This is a genomic window from Romboutsia maritimum, assembly GCF_002251085.2.
Lineage (GTDB): Bacteria > Bacillota > Clostridia > Peptostreptococcales > Peptostreptococcaceae > Romboutsia_B > Romboutsia_B maritimum.
This window is the reverse complement of the sequence record NZ_NOJZ02000018.1, coordinates 1-17,383: the sequence shown is the minus strand read 5'-3', so window position 1 is coordinate 17,383 and position 17,383 is coordinate 1. Positions and strand designations below refer to the sequence as shown.

Here is a 17,383-nt window from a genome sequence, read left to right as displayed (position 1 = left end):
TACTTAACAGAAAATAATATTACACAAGTAGCTAAAACATATAAAAACTATATAGTTGAAAAAGGAGAATTTAAAAGTTTAAAAGAAAAAGCTAATTCTAATAAAGATATAGAAAAGCTTTATGGTGCTCCTAATATATATTTTTGGGATAAATCTATTATTTCAATAAATGATATCAAATGGAATATGTTAAAAAATGAATTATCAGATGATTTTATTAATCATATAAAAAATCTTTTAATTGATGCAGAAGACAAGGATGTAATAATAAAAGCATTTGAAGAAATAAAAAAACAAGATTATATAGATAAATATCAAAGGGGACAAATTATCAAAGGATTTAATTCTGTAATGTTATCAAAAGAGTTTTATAATCCTCAAATATTTAAAAATTTAGATAAAGAAACAAATAAATTAATAGATAAAAAAAGCATGGATAGGGTTTGATGATATAGAATCTGGATATATATCTTCTGATCTAGTAGATAAAGCAACTGATTTAGGATATCTTGTGGCACTTTATGATTCTTATCACTCTATACACAAGCCAGGAGAAGAGAAATGGAGTACTGCAAAATTTGAAGATAAATCAGGAAAAAAATTAACAGGATTCCAAGGTGAGAGCAGAAAATTAAATCCTACTTTATCTTTACCAAGTGTAAAATCAAGAGTAAGTAAAATATTAAATGATGGGTATAACTTTAATTCTTGGTTTATAGATTATGATGCAACAGGAGAAATATATGATGATTACTCTAAAAAACATACAACAACTCAAGAACAAGATTTAAATTCTAGATTAGAAAGGATGTCTTATATAAGAGATAAAGCTAAAACAGTTATTGGTTCAGAAGGCGGAAATGATTTTTCAAGCAAAACTATAGCATTTGCTCATGGTATAGAGACACCAGCATTTTCTTGGGTTGATGAAGATATGAGCAAGAATAAAGAAAGTGAGTATTATGTTGGAAGATATTATTCATCAACGGGTGGAGTACCAGAGGTATTTTCAAAGCAAATACCTGTAAAAGAGTTATATAAAAAAGTATTTATAGATGAAACATATTCAATACCTTTATTTAGACTTGTATATAATGACTCTGTAATAACGTCACATCATTGGCTATGGGGTACTTTTAAGATTAAAGATGAAATAGGTTCTAGAATGATGAAGGAAATACTTTACAATACACCACCTATGTACCATATTGATAGAGAAGAGTGGGATAAACACAAAAAAGACATAGTTTCTCATACGAAAGTATAGAGTAACTTTAATAAAAAAGCAATAAAAGAAGAAATGACAGATTTTAAATTTCTATCAAGTGATAAGTTAGTTCAAATGAGTAAATTTGGAGAAAACTTAAAGGTAGTAGCTAATTTTTCAGATAAAGAATATAAATATGATAATGACATTATAAAATCTAATTCATTAATAATATACGATAAAAATAAAAAAACAGTTTATTCTCCACATGATATAAAAAATAATTAAGACTTAGCATAATAAAAAATATGGTATTACAAATACTATTTAGGTAAAAGTTACTTTACAATATTATATTTTTTAGGAGGAACAAAATGGATTATCCAATGTTTTGTTATCAATGCGAGCAAACTGTAGGAGGCAAGGGCTGTACTAAACTTGGTGTATGTGGAAAAACTCCAGAAATTGCAGGTCTTCAAGATTTACTTATATATCAAATAAAGGGAATAAGTTGTTATGCAAAAGAACTTATAGAAAAAGGAGAAAATATAGAAAAAGATATAGTTAGTTTTGTTGAAAATACTTTATTTACAACTTTAACTAATGTCAATTTTGATGCAGATGTACATGTTGAAATGTTAAAGAAGTCTCAAGAAATAAAAGAAGCTTTACGAAGTAAGGTAGGTAGTATAAAAAATGATACAGACCATGCTACATATAATTTAAGCAATACTAAAGCAGAGATGCTACAAGATGCAAAAAAAGCAGGCATAATGTATGATCAAGATTTAGATGCAGATATTCGTTCTTTAAGACAAACTATATTATATGGATTAAAAGGAATAAGTGCATATGGACATCAATCAAGAGAATTAGGATACTATAGTGATCAAGTGGATAATTTCTATTTTAGAGCACTTGAGGCTATAACAGATGACAATTTAACAGTAGAGGATTTAATAAGATGGACTATGAGAACAGGAGATATGAGTGTAGCTATTATGCAAAAGTTAGATGAAGCAAACACTACAGTTTACAAAAATCCATCACCTCAAAAAGTTAATATACATAAAAAGAAAGGTCCTTTTATAATAGTATCAGGCCATGATTTAAAAGATCTTCAAATGATACTTGAACAAACAGAGGGAAAAGGAATAAATGTATATACACATGGAGAAATGATACCATGCCATGGATATCCAGAACTAAAAAAATACACTCATTTAGTAGGAAATTTTGGTGGAGCATGGCAAGACCAACAAAAAGAATTTGATAACATTCCTGGTTGCATTCTAATGACTACTAATTGTCTTATGAGACCTAGAGATTCTTATAAAGATAGAATCTTTACGACAAGTGTAGTAGGATGGGATGGAGTTAAATATATAGGTAAATCTGAAGATGGCAAAAAAGATTTCAGTGAGATAATAAATAAGTCATTAGAACTGGGTGGATACAAAGAAGATCAAGAACCATATGAAATTTTAGTAGGATTTGGACATAATGCTACATTAAGTCATGCTGAAACAATAGTTAATGCTGTAAAGGAAGGAAAGATAAGACATTTCTTCTTAATAGGAGGATGTGATGGAGCAAGACCAGGCAGAAATTATTATACAGAAATGGCTGAAAAAGTTCCTAATGATTGTATAATTTTAACATTAGCTTGCGGCAAATACAGATTTAATAAATTAGAATTTGGAGAGGTAGCAGGATTACCAAGATTATTAGATGTTGGTCAATGTAATGATGCATACTCAGCAGTGAGAATTGCCACAGCACTTGCAGATGCATTTGATACAGATGTAAATGGATTGCCATTATCAATAATTTTATCTTGGTATGAACAAAAGGCTGTTGCCGATTTATTAGCTTTATTGTCTTTAGGAGTAAAAGGAATATATCTTGGTCCAACATTACCAGCATTTTTGAGTCCAAATGTTTTACAATACTTAGTAGATACATTTGATTTAAGACCAATAAGCACACCTGATGAGGACTTAAAGACTTGTTTACAGCAGGGAATAAAAAATTAAATATATTTTACTAGAGATATACTTAAACATTTAAATATGTTTAGGTATATTTTTTGTTATAAATTAAAATTAGTAGATAAATATATTTTTATAAAACTTGATTCTAATAATTTAAAAGCTTAAAATATAATAATGATTATTTTAGAATAAACATTAAATTTATAATAGAGAGGAAACTAAATGAAAGAACAAAATTATGAAAAATTGCTAAATATAAAAACATCTGGAGAGGAAAAATGGGATGAAAAATTTACTCACTATCATCCATACCAACCAACATCGTATGAAGCTTTAGATATTTTATTTAAAAAATATAAATTAGAAAGTAGTGACTATATTGTTGATTTTGGATGTGGAAAGGGTAGACTTAACTTTTATATAAATTACTTTTTTAAATCATATGTTACGGGAATAGAAATGAATGAGAAGTTTTATAAAGAAGCCATTGATAACAAAAATAACTATGTAAAAAAAAATAGAAAAGATAAAGAGAAAATTAATTTCTTATGTTGCTTTGCACAAGAATATGAAATAACTAATCTTGATAATAAATTTTATTTTTTTAATCCATTTTCTATACAAATTTTTATAAAAATAATAGAAAACATTTTAGTTTCAGTTGAGGAATATGAGAGAAATGTTCAAGTTATTTTATATTATCCATCTGATGATTATATATATTATTTAGAAAATAATACAGCTTTTATGCTTTTAGATGAAGTTATATTATCTGATTTGTATAAAAAAGATAATAGAGAGAGATTCTTAATATATCAACTTAGCTATACATAAAATTTTAGTTTTAGATAACTTATTATTATGGTAAAATAAACTAGAAATTTCATAAAAGAGAAATAAAAGGAGAAAATTATGCAAGCTAAATTTTTAAGTAAAGATAAAATATTTATACAACCTACTAAATTTGCAGACATACTTATCAAAAGTAGCGGATATGAGGATTTTGATTCTAAAATTATAGAAAATAGTTTAGAGTATGATAATAAAAAAGTTTATGAAATAGCTCAAAGTGGATTTGTAGATTTTAATCAGCATCTATATGAAGATCTAAATGAAATGAATTCTATAAGCACAGGAATATATTTAGAAAAATCATTAATAACATTTAGAATTTTTATATGGGGATCAAAAGGTGAAGGATTTGAAATTTTTAAACATGTTTTACGTGGGGAAGAAATAAGCAAATTAAATGATATAACTAACATCAAAGAATACATTTATTCTCATATAGATGAACTAGAAAGAGGAATAATAAATACATATGATAATGATACTACTGAAGCATTTAAAAAATTTGGAATAGCTATAGAAAGTAGAAAATTACCACTTAAAAGTATACTTGAATTTTTAAGTATTGATAATAATATTAAAGATTTTAGCTAAAATGTATTTAGTATAAATTTAGTTAATAAAAAATGAAAGTGACATATTAAAGGTAGGAAATCCAATATATATATAGAAATTATAAGTATAAGATTATATATAGAAAAGGGATGATTTTATGAAAATATATACTAAAACAGGTGATAAAGGACAGACATCATTATACGATGGTAGTAGAATAGACAAAGATAGTTTAAGAGTAGAATGCTATGGAACAATAGATGAATTAAATTCATATATAGGTCTTTGTATGAATTATGCTAAAGAACTTGATAAGAATGTATTATTTGAAATTCAGAAAAAATTATTTAATGTATCTGGGGAACTTGCAACTAAAAAAGAAGGTAAATTTAATAATAAAGTAACTGAAGAAGATATAAAAAAATTAGAAAACATAATAGATGAATATACTAATAAGACAGAAGATGTAAATGCTTTTATAGTTCCAGGTACCAGCATAATTGCAGCAAATTTGCATGTTGCAAGAACTATATGTAGAAGAGCTGAAAGAAGAATAATCAGTCTTAGCAAGATTGAAGATATAAACTTGAATATTATAAAGTATGTAAACAGGCTATCAGATGTTTTATATGCTATAGCAAGATATAATGAAGAAAAATTAATTCCAATGGAATTTTAATAGGTTTTAAAAATAAAAAGTATAGCTGTATTAAGATTAGATTAACATATAAAATCTAATTTTAATACAGCTATTTTAAAATAGTTAATTAAGGTAATGTAATAAAAACTAAAGGTATGAATAAGGCTAAACCTATAAAATTATAAAGTGAAAATACCTTTAGATATTCTGAATTTTTAATTTCAAATTCTTTAGTGTATATTTTATAGGAAATTATACTAGCAAGAGATGCTATTAAAGTTCCAAGTCCACCTATATTTACACCAAGTAGCAATTCTCTAAAGTGATTTGTAAATCCTGATAAAAGCATTGTAGCAGGAACGTTACTAATAATTTGGCTAGCAAATATAGAAGATAAAAAAGTTGATTTATTACTATTTAAAACAGTTTGCATAAAGCTTCTAACGCAATCCATTGTTGAAATATTGCCTATAAATATGAAAAATCCAATAAAAGTTAATAGTAAAGAATAATCAACTTGTGAAAATAAATTTTTGTTTAAAATTAAAACCATAATTATTGTAATTAAAAAAGCAAATTTATAGTCAATAATGTGAAATACTGATAATAAAATTATCAAAAATAAGATTGAAAACCAAAGTACTTCTTTTTTATCTTCAATTTTAATATCTTTTAAATCAAGCTTTAATTTTAACTTTTTATCTCTTATAATTAAACATGATAAAAACAATAAAGCTAAAATAATTATAGGTGTAGTTATCTTAAAGAAATCTAGTGCACTTAAATTATAAAAAGAATAAATAAATAAATTTTGAGGATTTCCCATAGGAGTAAAACTACTTCCTAAATTAGCTGCAAGTGTTTGAAATACTATTATTTTTAGTATATCTATATCAGCTTTTTTTGCAATAACTATACTAAGTGGAACGAATGTTATAAGTGCCACATCATTAGTTACTACCATAGAAGATATAAATGTTATAAATACTAATGCAAATGATATTGATGTATATGAATTGCATTTTTTTAATAAAGCAACAGCTATACTATCAAGTACTTTAAGTTCTTTGAATGCTGAGACAACAATCATAAGATTAAACAATAGTATTATAACTTTGAAGTCTATATAAGATATCTTAGGTGTTGAAATTATTGAAGTAAGTAAAGCTAGTATTAATGAAACAGTTAAAATAAACTCTTTTTTAATAAAATTTACAAAAAAGTCTTTACTTAAAATTTTTTTATTAGTGCTTATTTGTGATTGCATAGTTTTCTCCATTTAATAAATTTTAACATGAAAAGTTTACACTATTACTTAAAATTTATCAAGTTAAATAACAATAGATTAATATTATGCTATTATATATGTAATAATATTTCTTAATTCATTTTATAAAATGGGGGAAAATATGAAAAATAATTATTATATTGCTTATGAAAAGGAATGGAAAGGTTTAAAGAAAAGAAAGCCAGAAGATGTAGCTGATATAGCAAATATATCTTATTGTAAAATTAAAAACCAGTTTAAAGTACCTTTTTTAAATCTAAACTATATATTAGATTGTAACAACGAGTCTATCTATAGAGAAAGTGATGGATACATACCAGATATTGAATCATCTATAATGATTCTTAATTATCTTACATTTTCAAAGTTATTCCATGTCCCTAATAATAATTGGGTAAGCCTTAAAGAAATACCTAACGGAGGAGCATTATTTTATCCAGCTTTTTACAAAAGTTCAATATTAGAACTTATAAAAAGTTTTGGAAAAGATTTAAAAAAATTTGAAAGAAGTTCAAAAGCTTTAAATGGAATTCCAACTACGCTAGGAGATGCATCATATATATTTAAAGTTTTTCCAAAGGTTATGATATGTGTTGTACTTTGGGAAGGAGATGAAGAAATATCTCCTAATGCAACTATACTTTTTAAACCTTCTATTGAACACTTAATGCATATAGAAAGTATAATAGGGTTAGGGTCATATATAGCAGGAAAGCTAATTAAATACTAAGGATAAGTAACTACAAATAAGACAGATTTTAATTTACATCTCTTATTTGTAGTTTTTTAATTTTTAAAATATTAAAAATATAATTTAAATCAAAAAATATTCTAATTAAATTTTTAAAAAAGGTTGAAATATAATTAAAAGTTTTGTATTATTGTATTAAATGATTAATACAAGGATGGTGATAGTAAGTCATGGATTGGAAGATAGATAATAACAAACCAATATATTTGCAGTTATTAGAGCAGATAAAATTAAAGATAATATCTGGAGAGATACCAATAGGTTCTAAATTAGATTCAGTAAGGTCTTTAGCTCAAGAAGCTGAAGTAAATCCAAATACTATGCAAAAAGCATTATCTGAGTTAGAAAGGGAAGATTTAGTTTATAGTAAAAGAACTAGTGGTAGATTTGTAACTGATAATAAGGATAAGATATATAACATGAGAGAGGAAATTGCAAGTGAAGAGATAAATTCATTGAAAGAAAAATTAATAAACCTAGGATATGATGAAAAAGAAATAATTAAACTTATTAAACATAGTTTAGAGGGGGAATTATAATGGAAAATATAGTTGAATTTAAAGACGTGCATAAAAGCTATGGAAAAAAAGAAGTTTTAAATGGGATAAACGTGAGTATACCTAAAGGAAAAATAGTTGGATTATTAGGTCCAAATGGTAATGGAAAAAGTACAATGATTAAGTTGATAAATGGGTTACTTAATCCTACAAAAGGTGAAATAACTATAAATGGAATGAAACCATCTAAAGAAACTAAAAAAATAGTATCATATCTTCCTGAAAAAACTTATCTTAATGATTGGATGAAGGTTAAAGATATAATAGAATTTTTTAAAGATTTTTATGAAGATTTTGATGTAAATAGAGCTAATGAAATGATTAAAAACTTAAAAATTGATGTAAATGAAAAACTTAAAACTATGTCAAAAGGTACAAAAGAAAAAGTACAATTAATTTTAGTTATGTCAAGAAAAGCAAGTATATATATATTAGATGAACCAATAGGTGGAGTTGATCCAGCTGCAAGAAGTTATATATTAAAGACTATATTAACTAATTTTTCTGAAGATAGTACTTTATTAATTGCAACACATTTAATTAGTGAGATTGAAAATATTTGTGATGAAGTAATATTTATATCAAATGGAGATATTATTTTAAAAGGAGATGTAGAGAGTATTAGAGAAGAAAGAGGTAAGTCTATAGATACTATATTTAGGGAGGAATTTAGATGTTAATAAAGTTAATAAAATATGAATTAAAAGCTTGTGGAAGAACATTCTTCCCATTATATGGAGCAATACTTATTATGTCAATTATGATAGGTCTGTTTTCAAATGTTAATTTATTTGCGATACAAGGCATACTTACTATTGTATTAACAGGTCTTTTCATAGCATTAGGTGTTTTAACATTAATTTTAACAATACAACGTTTTAGAAAAAATTTATTAGAAGATGAAGGATATTTAATGTTTACTCTTCCTGTAAGCTCTAAGGAATTAATTTTTTCTAAATTTATAGTATCTATCATGTATTCTATTTTAAGTGCTATAGTATCAATTATCTCTTTTATTATAATTACATTAATGATGTCAAAGATTAATATAATTGAGGTTATTCCAGATATTTTAAATCATATGAAAGATATATTTGCTTCTAATAAAGGAATTATTAGTTCATTATTAATATTGCTAACAATGGTAGTAGTATATTCAGAATTTATTTTAAAAATATATTTATCTATTTCAATGGGTCAATTACCTATATTCAACAAATACAGAAATTTGACTGCGTTTATATCATTTTTTATATTAAATATAATTATATTCAATATAAAAAAATTCATATTTGATATAATTAGTCCTACTTTTAATATTGAAATAACAGAATTTAATGATTTATTTGTAAATGTTTCCTCATATATCGTTATAGTATACGCTATTGTAAGTATAATATTATTTATGTTTATATCATACATATTAGATAAAAAATTAAATTTAGAATAACAAATTTAAAAATAGGAACCGTATAGGAATTAAATTTTCGTACGGTTCTTATTTAAATAAAGCAATTTACTTAAATTTATGAGATAATTTAATAGATACATATAATTTGAAAAAATTAGCAATTTACAAATTGTGAAAATATAATTATCCATATATGAAAAGAGGGAGAATTTAAGTATGAAAATAAGTAAAAAACTATTATTATTAATAACATCAATATCTATAGCATTAGTAGGTGTTCCTAAATCATATGCTTTATCTAGTGTAGATAAGATACAAGGTATAGATAGATATGAAACGGCAGGTAAAATAGCAGATAAACAAAATTATGATACAGTGATACTAGTTAATTCAGATCAGAGTTTAGCAGATGGTTTAAGTGCAGCAGGTTTATCAGGTGCAACAAATTCACCTATATTACTGGTTCAAAAAAATAAAATACCACAAGCTACAAATACAAGATTAAAAGGTGTTAAAAAAGTATTTATAATTGGAGAAAAAGATGCAATAAGTAATACCGTAGAAAATGAATTGAAAATTAACAACATTCAAGTTGAAAGAATAGGTGGAACAGATAGAATACAAACAAGTGTTAATGTATCAAATAAAATTTTATCTATAAAAAGTGTAGATAAGATTCTTTTGGTAAATGGATACAAAGGAGAAGCTGATGCAATGAGCGGTTCGGCTGTAGCTGCAAGAGATGGTGTCCCAATAATTCTTACTGATGGATATTCAGCTGATAATTTAGCAAAAAATGCTAAGATATATGCACTTGGGGAAAAAAATGTAATAAGTGAAAATTTAGTAAAAGAAAAAAATGCAATAAGAATAGGTGGAAAAGACAGATTCGAAACTAATAAAAAAGTTATTAAAGAATTTTATACGAGTAGTAGAGAACTTTACTTATCTAAAGGATATAAGCTGGTAGATGCTCTTACAGTATCATCATTAGCTAAAGATAAGCCTGTAGTTCTTGTTAATAATGGAAGTGATAAATCTATACTAAAAAATGCAACAAAGCTAATTGCATTAGGCGGAGTGGATGAAACTACTATTCAACAATGTATAAATATTACTAACGGAAAAGGAAATCCTATAACTGGTATTATTGAAAATGATTCAAATTCAAATGATACTGAAAATAATAATACAAATATAAATACAAGTAGTAACTTATCTTTAACTAATAAAAATGATTACATATATACTATAAATAATTTAAATATTACAGATAGTAAAATAACTCAAGGGATAAAAGAAGTTGGTGTATTTAAAAACATGGTTAACGCATGCGAATACTATAAAGCTTCTGATGTTAAAATAAATGATTTAAATAAAGATAAAACAACGGTAATATTAAAGTTTAGCTTAGAAAATAAAAATAATTTTATGATAAATACATATCCGTCTCAGGGAATAATTAAAACGAATACAGGAGAGATAGCAGAAGTAGACTGGATATCTAGTGAGCAGTTTGATGGATATATCTATGAGGGCGAGTCAAAGGAAGGATATTTAGTAATAACTTTAGAAAAAACTAAACCAGAAGAATTAAAAAGCTTTACTTTTGTATGGAATACATATCATCAAAATGGAACACCTATTACTAATAATGATGAATATTATAGTATAAATACATTTGAAATCAATTTATAGAATAAACATGTAACTTTATAAAGAAATATACATATTTATAAAATAAGACATAAATTAATTAAATTTATGGAGGTATGTATATGAAAAATAAAAAAGTGATGAAATCTAATAAAAAGGGTAAAGAAAATGGGAAAAATAAAGCTGAAAATAAAATAACATCAAAAGATTTAAATAACCAATTAAAAGATATATTATTAAAAAAATTAATTGATAAAATTAAAAATATATAAAATAAAAGCCTGAAGATATCTTTAGGCTTTTATTTTTTTAAAATTTTTTAAAGTAATTTATAAATTTAAAGTAAAATAAATAAAGAAAGCGTCGAATTATATTATATAGGATAAAAATAGATATTAAATTTTTATTTTATGTAATATAATTTAAATTATACAAATAAAACGGGGGTGAAAATATGAGCTTTATGGATTCAAGACAATTAGTTACTATTACATTATTAAATGCTTTGAAAAATACAAATGTTAATTCTAGTACATCTAGAGTATCAAATAATAATTCTATAAATAACTTAGATTTTTCAAAAATATTATTAAATACTATTACAGGAAGTTCTAATACTAATTGTTGTCCTATTCATGGTACATCAAGTAATAATAATTATTCTAATTTAACATCTAATACATCAAACTCTGAATTAGATAATGTATTAGGATATATTAATAATATGAAATTAGAAGACACTAAAAAACCAAAAGAAATTTCAACTTCAGAAACTTCAACAATTTCATCTACTATGAATAAGACAACAAAGAATAAAATAACAGAATTATTAAATAAACAATTAGGTAAAGATTATGTATGGGGGGCAACGGGTCCAAATAATTTTGATTGTTCGGGGTTAACTCAATATATTTATAAAAATGCACTTAATAAAGATATACCTAGAGTTTCATATGAACAAGCAAAAGTAGGAAAAGCTGTGGATAAAAAAGATTTACAAGTGGGAGACTTGCTATTCTTTGACACAATGAATAAAGGAAGAATAAGTCACGTAGGAATGTATGTTGGCAATGATGAATTTATCCATGCAGCGAATCCTAAGGATGGTGTTATTAAATCCAAATTAAGTGGATACTATAGTACAAAATTTAAGGGAGCTAGAAGACCATAATGATATATTTATAGATATCTATATAAACATAGGAGTATTTAAAATGTAATTTTTTAAATACTCCTATTTGCATTACAGAAAATAAGAATACCATTTATATAACTAGGACAAATTAATTAATAGAATTTAGTATATTTATAGGGAGTGTTAAATCATGACAGATAAAAAAGCAAGTATGATACAAAGTTCATTGGGATCTGTATTTTCTGTATTTAGTGAAGAAGAATTAAAAAATATAACAGATGAAAATAAACGTAATATAGCTATTTCTGGAAAAGTAAATAATCCAGGAATAATAGATGCTCCAGAAGGTGCTACTCTTAGAGATATAATAAATATTGCTGGAGGATTAATAAATGAAAGTGATTTTAAAGCGGCTCAATTAGGAATTCCTTTTGGAAGGTTTTTGACAAAGGAAAGCCTAGACGAAATTTTAGATTTTAAATTTTTTAATGAAAATAGAAAAAGAAGCATTATAATTTTATCAGAGGAAGATTGTATAATTCAATATGCTAAATTTTACATAGATTATTTAATAGGTAAAATGAAGGATGGTAGCTATGAAAATTATAAAAAGGTAGAAAATGAAATATGCAGAATGTGGAGAATATTAGATAGAATAGCAAAAGGCAAATCTAATATGCGAGATGTTTATCTTTTAAGAACTCTAGCAAGCAATGTTAAAACTAGAATGAATCAGACACATAACATTATGGAGGAAATAATAGGTGAATTTTATGAAGAAATTGAAGAACATATAGAAGAAAATAGATGCTACACTTCTCAATGTAATCATCTTATAAAACTAACTATAACAGATAGATGCATAGGATGTGGAGCGTGTAAAAGAGCTTGTCCAGTTGATTGTATAATTGGGGAGCAAAAGAAACAACATTATATAGATTATACAAGATGTACTCACTGTGGTCAATGCATTACTTCTTGTCCGGTTAATGCTATAACTGCAGGAGATAACACTTTGAAATTTTTAAGAGATTTAGCAACTCCTAATAAAATTGTTATAACTCAAATGGCGCCAGCAATAAGAGTAACTGTTGGAGAAGCTTTTGGATTTGAGCCTGGAGATAATGTTGAAAACAAGTTAGCAGCAGGACTTAGAAAATTAGGAGTAGACTATGTTTTTGATACTACTTGGGCAGCTGATTTAACTATAATGGAAGAAGCAGCAGAACTCCAAGATAGACTTGAAAGATATTTTTCAGGGGATAAAACAGTTAAGCTTCCAATACTTACTTCTTGTTGTCCTGCATGGGTAAAATTTATAGAACAAAATCATGCAGATATGCTAGATGTACCTTCTTCAGCAAAATCACCTATGCAGATGTTTGCAACAGTTGCAAAAGATTTATGGGCAAAAGAAAAAGGTTTTGCAAGAAATCAAGTAACATCAGTAGCAATTATGCCTTGTACTGCTAAAAAATATGAAGCATCTAGACCAGAATTTTCAAGAGGTTTAAATTATGATGTTGATTATGTAATTACAACTAAAGAACTTATAAAAATATTTGAAGATACAGGAATAAATTTAAAAGAAATAGAAGGTCAAGAAATAGACCAAGTATTAGGAGAATATACTGGTGCTGGAATTATATTTGGTAGAACAGGTGGAGTAATAGAAGCTGCAACAAGAACAGCAGTAGAAAAAATGACAGGTAAAAAAGTTGATAATATAGAATTTGAGTGCCTCAGAGGGTGGGAAGGATTTAGAACTTGTGAACTTGAAGTTGGAGATTTAAAGTTAAGAATAGGAGTAGCACATGGTCTTAGAGAGGCGGGTAAAATGCTCGATAAAATAAGATCTGGTGAAGAGTTTTTCCATGCTATAGAAATTATGGCATGCACAGGAGGATGCATTGGCGGAGGAGGACAGCCAAAGGCGAGAAATAAAAAAGAAGCTTTAGAAAAAAGAGCAGAAGGTTTAAATGATATAGACAGATCTAAAGAACTTAGAAGATCTAATGAAAATCCAGAAGTATTAGCTATTTACGACAAATACTTAGATTATCCTTTAAGTCATAAAGCTCACGAATTACTTCATACAAGATATTTTGCACGAATAAAAAAATAATTGAAAAAATTTGGAAATAGACTTACAATTATGGATAATAATATGTAAATTATATATTTAAATGTCTAAAATATAATTTACAAAATTTATTCTTTTAAAGGGAGTTGTATATATGGGAAAAGAACTTAGTAGAAAAGATGCATTTGATTTACTTAAAGAGTATAATAAATCAGAGCATTTGATAAAACATGCACTTACTGTAGAGGGTGTAATGAAGCATTTTTCAAGAATCTATAATGAAGATGAAGAAAAATGGGGAATTGTAGGTTTGTTACATGATTTAGATTATGAATTATATCCAGATGAACATTGTATAAAAGTTAGAGAAATAATGGAGGAAAAAGGAATATCTGAAGAATATATACATGCAGTACAAAGTCATGGATATGGATTAGTAGCAGATATAAAACCCGAAAATAATATGGAAAAAGTATTATATACTATAGATGAACTTACAGGACTTATAAGTGCAGCGGCAATAATGAGACCATCTAAAAGTATATTAGATTTAGAATTAAAATCTGTTAAGAAAAAATATAAATCTAAAGGATTTGCAGCAGGTGTTGATAGAAGTGTAATAGAAAATGGAGCGCAGATGTTAAATATGACATTAGATGAAGTAATTAATCAGACTATAATAGGAATGCGTGAAGTTGCAGAAGAAATAGGATTAAAAGGAAATATATAAATTTTATATAAAATTAAAGAATTATACTAAAAAGAAGGGACTAGTTTTACAATTCCTTCTTTTTAGTATGTCCGTAATATCAACAACTTGAATATGGATTTAGTTATACTAATTTTAAAAAGCATAAGGAGAATTTATGTGATATGTTGAATATATATAAGTATAGAAGTTTAATTATATATATAAAATTAATAAATCAAAATGACAATAGGGGGTTGTAATTCAAATGAAATATGACATTCATGCTAGAATTGTATGGTCTTTTCTAAAAAAAGACTTTAAGAATGAACTTGAAGTTTATTATAATAATAAAACAACAAAGGATATTCTAAAAAAGGCTAAAAAAAATTATAAAAAAATTATTTTAAGATCTCCTTATATTGGAGGAATTAAAAATCCATTTACTACAAATATTTTAACTGGAGCGATGGTAGTGTCTATTTATAAAGCTGGAGATGGTATGATAAAAAGCCAGGATGTAGGCAATATGCTAACTAATATATTTGAAAAGTCATCAAAGATCAAGATATATATTAAGATAAAATCAAAGAACTATTTTACACATGAGTGGCAAATCAAACGCAATCAATTATCTAAAAAATCTAGAATAAGAAAATACAAATCTAATTTTGTTTCGGAATTTATCTATGGACCAAGTGTAAATGAATATGGGGTTAATTTTTATGAGTGTGGAATTTGTAAACTTTTTAGTCAAGAAAAAGTTACAGAGCTTATTCCATACATGTGTAAATTAGATTTTATTATATCTAATTACATGGGAGCATATTTACAACGGACGAAAACTCTTGCAAATGGAGATGGGGTATGCAATTTTTGGTATCTTAAGAAATAATTTAACTTTCTATCTTACAGAGATTTTATATATTTCATGAAAAATTTATTATAATATGATATTCTAATAAAGGATTGTTATAATGCTAATTAATAATATAAAATCATTGTAAATAGGGGGGCATAAATGAATAAATTATCTTATATGGAAATTGCACTAGTAATTGCAGAGTTTTTAATGGGACTTGTTTTAGTGGTAGCGTCCATCTCTAAATCTAAGAAATTCATGTATCCAAATGAAGAAAAGTTTAAAATTAAAGATGAAAAAAAATTTATAAGAACTCAAAGAATTTTATATATATCTGTAGGTATACTGTATATTTTAATTCCGTTGCTTTTCATATTTAAAGTAATAAATCTTAGCATATTAGCGATAACTACAATAGCAGCAGCATTTATTTTACATGTATTTGGACTAAGAATAAACAAAAAATATATACGTGAAATTCAACATAATAATAACAATAAAACTAAAAAAAATAAAAAATAAAAAGAAATTCTTTAAAAGAAGTATAATACTTTGTCTTTGTACAAAAAATTATACTTCTTTTTATGCTAATTTTATATTTTAAATTAGCAATATAAAAAAAATTATTAAATAATATATGTTATAATTTTAGTATTAAAAATTAAGTTTACAAGGTGGGAATATGAATTATGTTATTTAGAAAAAATATAGAACAATTTATTCCAGATACAACTCAGGAAATAAGTGATAAAAGGGTAATACTTAAATATATAGATACTTTTCCTAATAATATATTAATTAGAGAAAATGAATTTGCTCATATTACTAGTTCTGGATTTATTATGAATGAAAATTTAGATAAAGTATTAATGGTACATCATAATATTTATAAAACATGGGCCTGGACTGGAGGCCATGCTGATGGTGATTCTGATTTGCTTAATGTTGCTATAAAAGAAGCTATAGAAGAAACTGGTGTAAGAGATATAAAGCCTTTAAATAATAAAATTATATCACTTGATATTTTACCTGTTTTAGGGCATATAAAAAAAGGAAAATATGTAAGTTCACATTTACATTTATCTATTGCATATGTTTTAATTGCAAGTGAAGAAAATAAACTTATAATAAAAGAAGATGAAAATAGTGGTGTAAGATGGATAGCAGTAGAAGATATTGATAAATTTAGCAATGAACCTTATTTGATTGAAATATATAAGAAGATAATTAATAGAGCTAGGGCATTTAGATAAATTGAATTTTTATTTTTAAGAAAATTAAAAATAAAAACAATAATACAAAATTAAAAACCTCTTCAAATTCATGAAAAATGACGAAAAGAATATACAAAGAAAAATAAAAGTCGATAAAAGTCTATAATTTACAATGGTTTTTTAATTATAATAACAAAAAAACTTATAACAAATAAATACCTTTTTTTCATTGACCATTACCTAGGGTAACATTATAGAATGAATTTAGACAGTGATTGAGATTAAGACTAAGGAAAATGTTTTTTTAAAAATGATTAAACATAAAGATTAATTGTTAATTAAAAATTAGAACTATAGAAATTCATACAGATTTTAAGTATGTTAATATATCTATAAGTCTTAATCATGAAGCTGTAATTGTTCAAAATGACAAAATATAATGATGGAGAGGTAATAGCTATGGGAATAAGAGTAACAAGTGAAATTAAACCAC

At 25.3% G+C, this 17,383-nt stretch carries 20 protein-coding genes; 19 read left to right on the top strand and 1 reads right to left on the bottom strand.

Translation table 11 applies throughout. From position 1 onward, the window contains the following. Positions 1–186: 186 nt before the first annotated feature. From CHF27_RS14470 to CHF27_RS09745, 7 genes are all read left to right on the top strand, one after another. Entirely contained in the window at positions 187–447 is a 261-nt protein-coding gene (locus CHF27_RS14470; RefSeq protein ID WP_243444993.1) for a hypothetical protein, read from the top strand. Next, entirely contained in the window at positions 422–1,267 is an 846-nt protein-coding gene (locus tag CHF27_RS14465) for a glycoside hydrolase (RefSeq protein ID WP_330409783.1), read from the top strand. The genes CHF27_RS14470 and CHF27_RS14465 overlap by 26 nt, the downstream gene beginning before the upstream one ends. Before the next feature lie 33 nt (positions 1,268–1,300). Further along, a complete protein-coding gene (locus CHF27_RS14460) occupies positions 1,301–1,495 on the top strand; it encodes a hypothetical protein (protein WP_243444992.1) in 195 nt (64 codons plus the stop codon). A gap of 86 nt (positions 1,496–1,581) precedes the next feature. After that, a complete protein-coding gene (gene hcp, locus CHF27_RS09760; RefSeq protein WP_095406774.1) occupies positions 1,582–3,243 on the top strand; it encodes a hydroxylamine reductase in 1,662 nt (553 codons plus the stop codon). Between the two features lie 180 nt (positions 3,244–3,423). Continuing rightward, positions 3,424–4,035, top strand: coding sequence for a methyltransferase (locus CHF27_RS09755; RefSeq protein WP_095406773.1), 612 nt, complete (start codon positions 3,424–3,426; stop codon positions 4,033–4,035). Positions 4,036–4,113: 78 nt separating this feature from the next. Beyond that, the gene (locus tag CHF27_RS09750; RefSeq protein WP_095406772.1) at positions 4,114–4,644 is read left to right on the top strand and encodes a hypothetical protein; all 531 of its coding nucleotides are present in this window, start codon (positions 4,114–4,116) and stop codon (positions 4,642–4,644) included. A 118-nt stretch (positions 4,645–4,762) separates the two neighbouring features. Next, positions 4,763–5,284, top strand: coding sequence for a cob(I)yrinic acid a,c-diamide adenosyltransferase (locus tag CHF27_RS09745; RefSeq protein WP_095406771.1), 522 nt, complete (start codon positions 4,763–4,765; stop codon positions 5,282–5,284). Between the two features lie 88 nt (positions 5,285–5,372). On the opposite strand, the gene CHF27_RS09740 is transcribed toward CHF27_RS09745, so the two are convergent. Then, the gene (locus tag CHF27_RS09740; RefSeq protein ID WP_095406770.1) at positions 5,373–6,512 is read right to left on the bottom strand and encodes an SLC13 family permease; all 1,140 of its coding nucleotides are present in this window, start codon (positions 6,510–6,512) and stop codon (positions 5,373–5,375) included. A 142-nt stretch (positions 6,513–6,654) separates the two neighbouring features. Between CHF27_RS09740 and CHF27_RS09735 the strand changes: the two genes are divergently transcribed. The 12 genes from CHF27_RS09735 to CHF27_RS09685 all read left to right on the top strand — a co-directional run bounded on the left by CHF27_RS09735 (position 6,655) and on the right by CHF27_RS09685 (position 16,929). Then, positions 6,655–7,263, top strand: coding sequence for a DUF3786 domain-containing protein (locus CHF27_RS09735; protein ID WP_095406769.1), 609 nt, complete (start codon positions 6,655–6,657; stop codon positions 7,261–7,263). Positions 7,264–7,454: 191 nt separating this feature from the next. Further along, complete coding sequence (locus CHF27_RS09730) at positions 7,455–7,823, top strand: GntR family transcriptional regulator (protein WP_095406768.1); 369 nt, start codon at positions 7,455–7,457, stop codon at positions 7,821–7,823. Beyond that, positions 7,823–8,521, top strand: a complete 699-nt coding sequence (locus CHF27_RS09725; protein ID WP_095406767.1) for an ABC transporter ATP-binding protein — start codon at positions 7,823–7,825, stop codon at positions 8,519–8,521. The genes CHF27_RS09730 and CHF27_RS09725 overlap by 1 nt, the downstream gene beginning before the upstream one ends. Continuing rightward, on the top strand, positions 8,515–9,291 hold the full coding sequence (locus CHF27_RS09720; RefSeq protein WP_095406766.1) for an ABC-2 transporter permease: 777 nt from the start codon (positions 8,515–8,517) through the stop codon (positions 9,289–9,291). The genes CHF27_RS09725 and CHF27_RS09720 overlap by 7 nt, the downstream gene beginning before the upstream one ends. Positions 9,292–9,468: 177 nt before the next feature. Then, positions 9,469–10,950: a cell wall-binding repeat-containing protein gene (locus CHF27_RS09715; protein WP_095406765.1), complete on the top strand. Its 1,482-nt coding sequence runs from the start codon at positions 9,469–9,471 to the stop codon at positions 10,948–10,950. A gap of 80 nt (positions 10,951–11,030) precedes the next feature. Then, positions 11,031–11,180, top strand: coding sequence for a hypothetical protein (locus tag CHF27_RS14225; RefSeq protein ID WP_158534745.1), 150 nt, complete (start codon positions 11,031–11,033; stop codon positions 11,178–11,180). Between the two features lie 182 nt (positions 11,181–11,362). After that, positions 11,363–12,079, top strand: a complete 717-nt coding sequence (locus tag CHF27_RS09710) for a C40 family peptidase (protein ID WP_095406764.1) — start codon at positions 11,363–11,365, stop codon at positions 12,077–12,079. Between the two features lie 154 nt (positions 12,080–12,233). Next, the gene (locus CHF27_RS09705) at positions 12,234–14,168 is read left to right on the top strand and encodes a [FeFe] hydrogenase, group A (protein WP_095406763.1); all 1,935 of its coding nucleotides are present in this window, start codon (positions 12,234–12,236) and stop codon (positions 14,166–14,168) included. Between the two features lie 112 nt (positions 14,169–14,280). Continuing rightward, positions 14,281–14,856 carry an HD domain-containing protein gene (locus CHF27_RS09700; protein ID WP_095406762.1) on the top strand — a complete coding sequence of 192 codons (576 nt, stop codon included), beginning with the start codon at positions 14,281–14,283 and terminating at the stop codon, positions 14,854–14,856. Positions 14,857–15,082: 226 nt separating this feature from the next. Then, entirely contained in the window at positions 15,083–15,709 is a 627-nt protein-coding gene (locus CHF27_RS09695) for an L-2-amino-thiazoline-4-carboxylic acid hydrolase (protein WP_095406761.1), read from the top strand. Between the two features lie 126 nt (positions 15,710–15,835). After that, entirely contained in the window at positions 15,836–16,198 is a 363-nt protein-coding gene (locus CHF27_RS09690; protein ID WP_095406760.1) for a hypothetical protein, read from the top strand. A 167-nt stretch (positions 16,199–16,365) separates the two neighbouring features. Then, on the top strand, positions 16,366–16,929 hold the full coding sequence (locus CHF27_RS09685) for an NUDIX hydrolase (RefSeq protein ID WP_095406759.1): 564 nt from the start codon (positions 16,366–16,368) through the stop codon (positions 16,927–16,929). Positions 16,930–17,383: the final 454 nt, after the last annotated feature.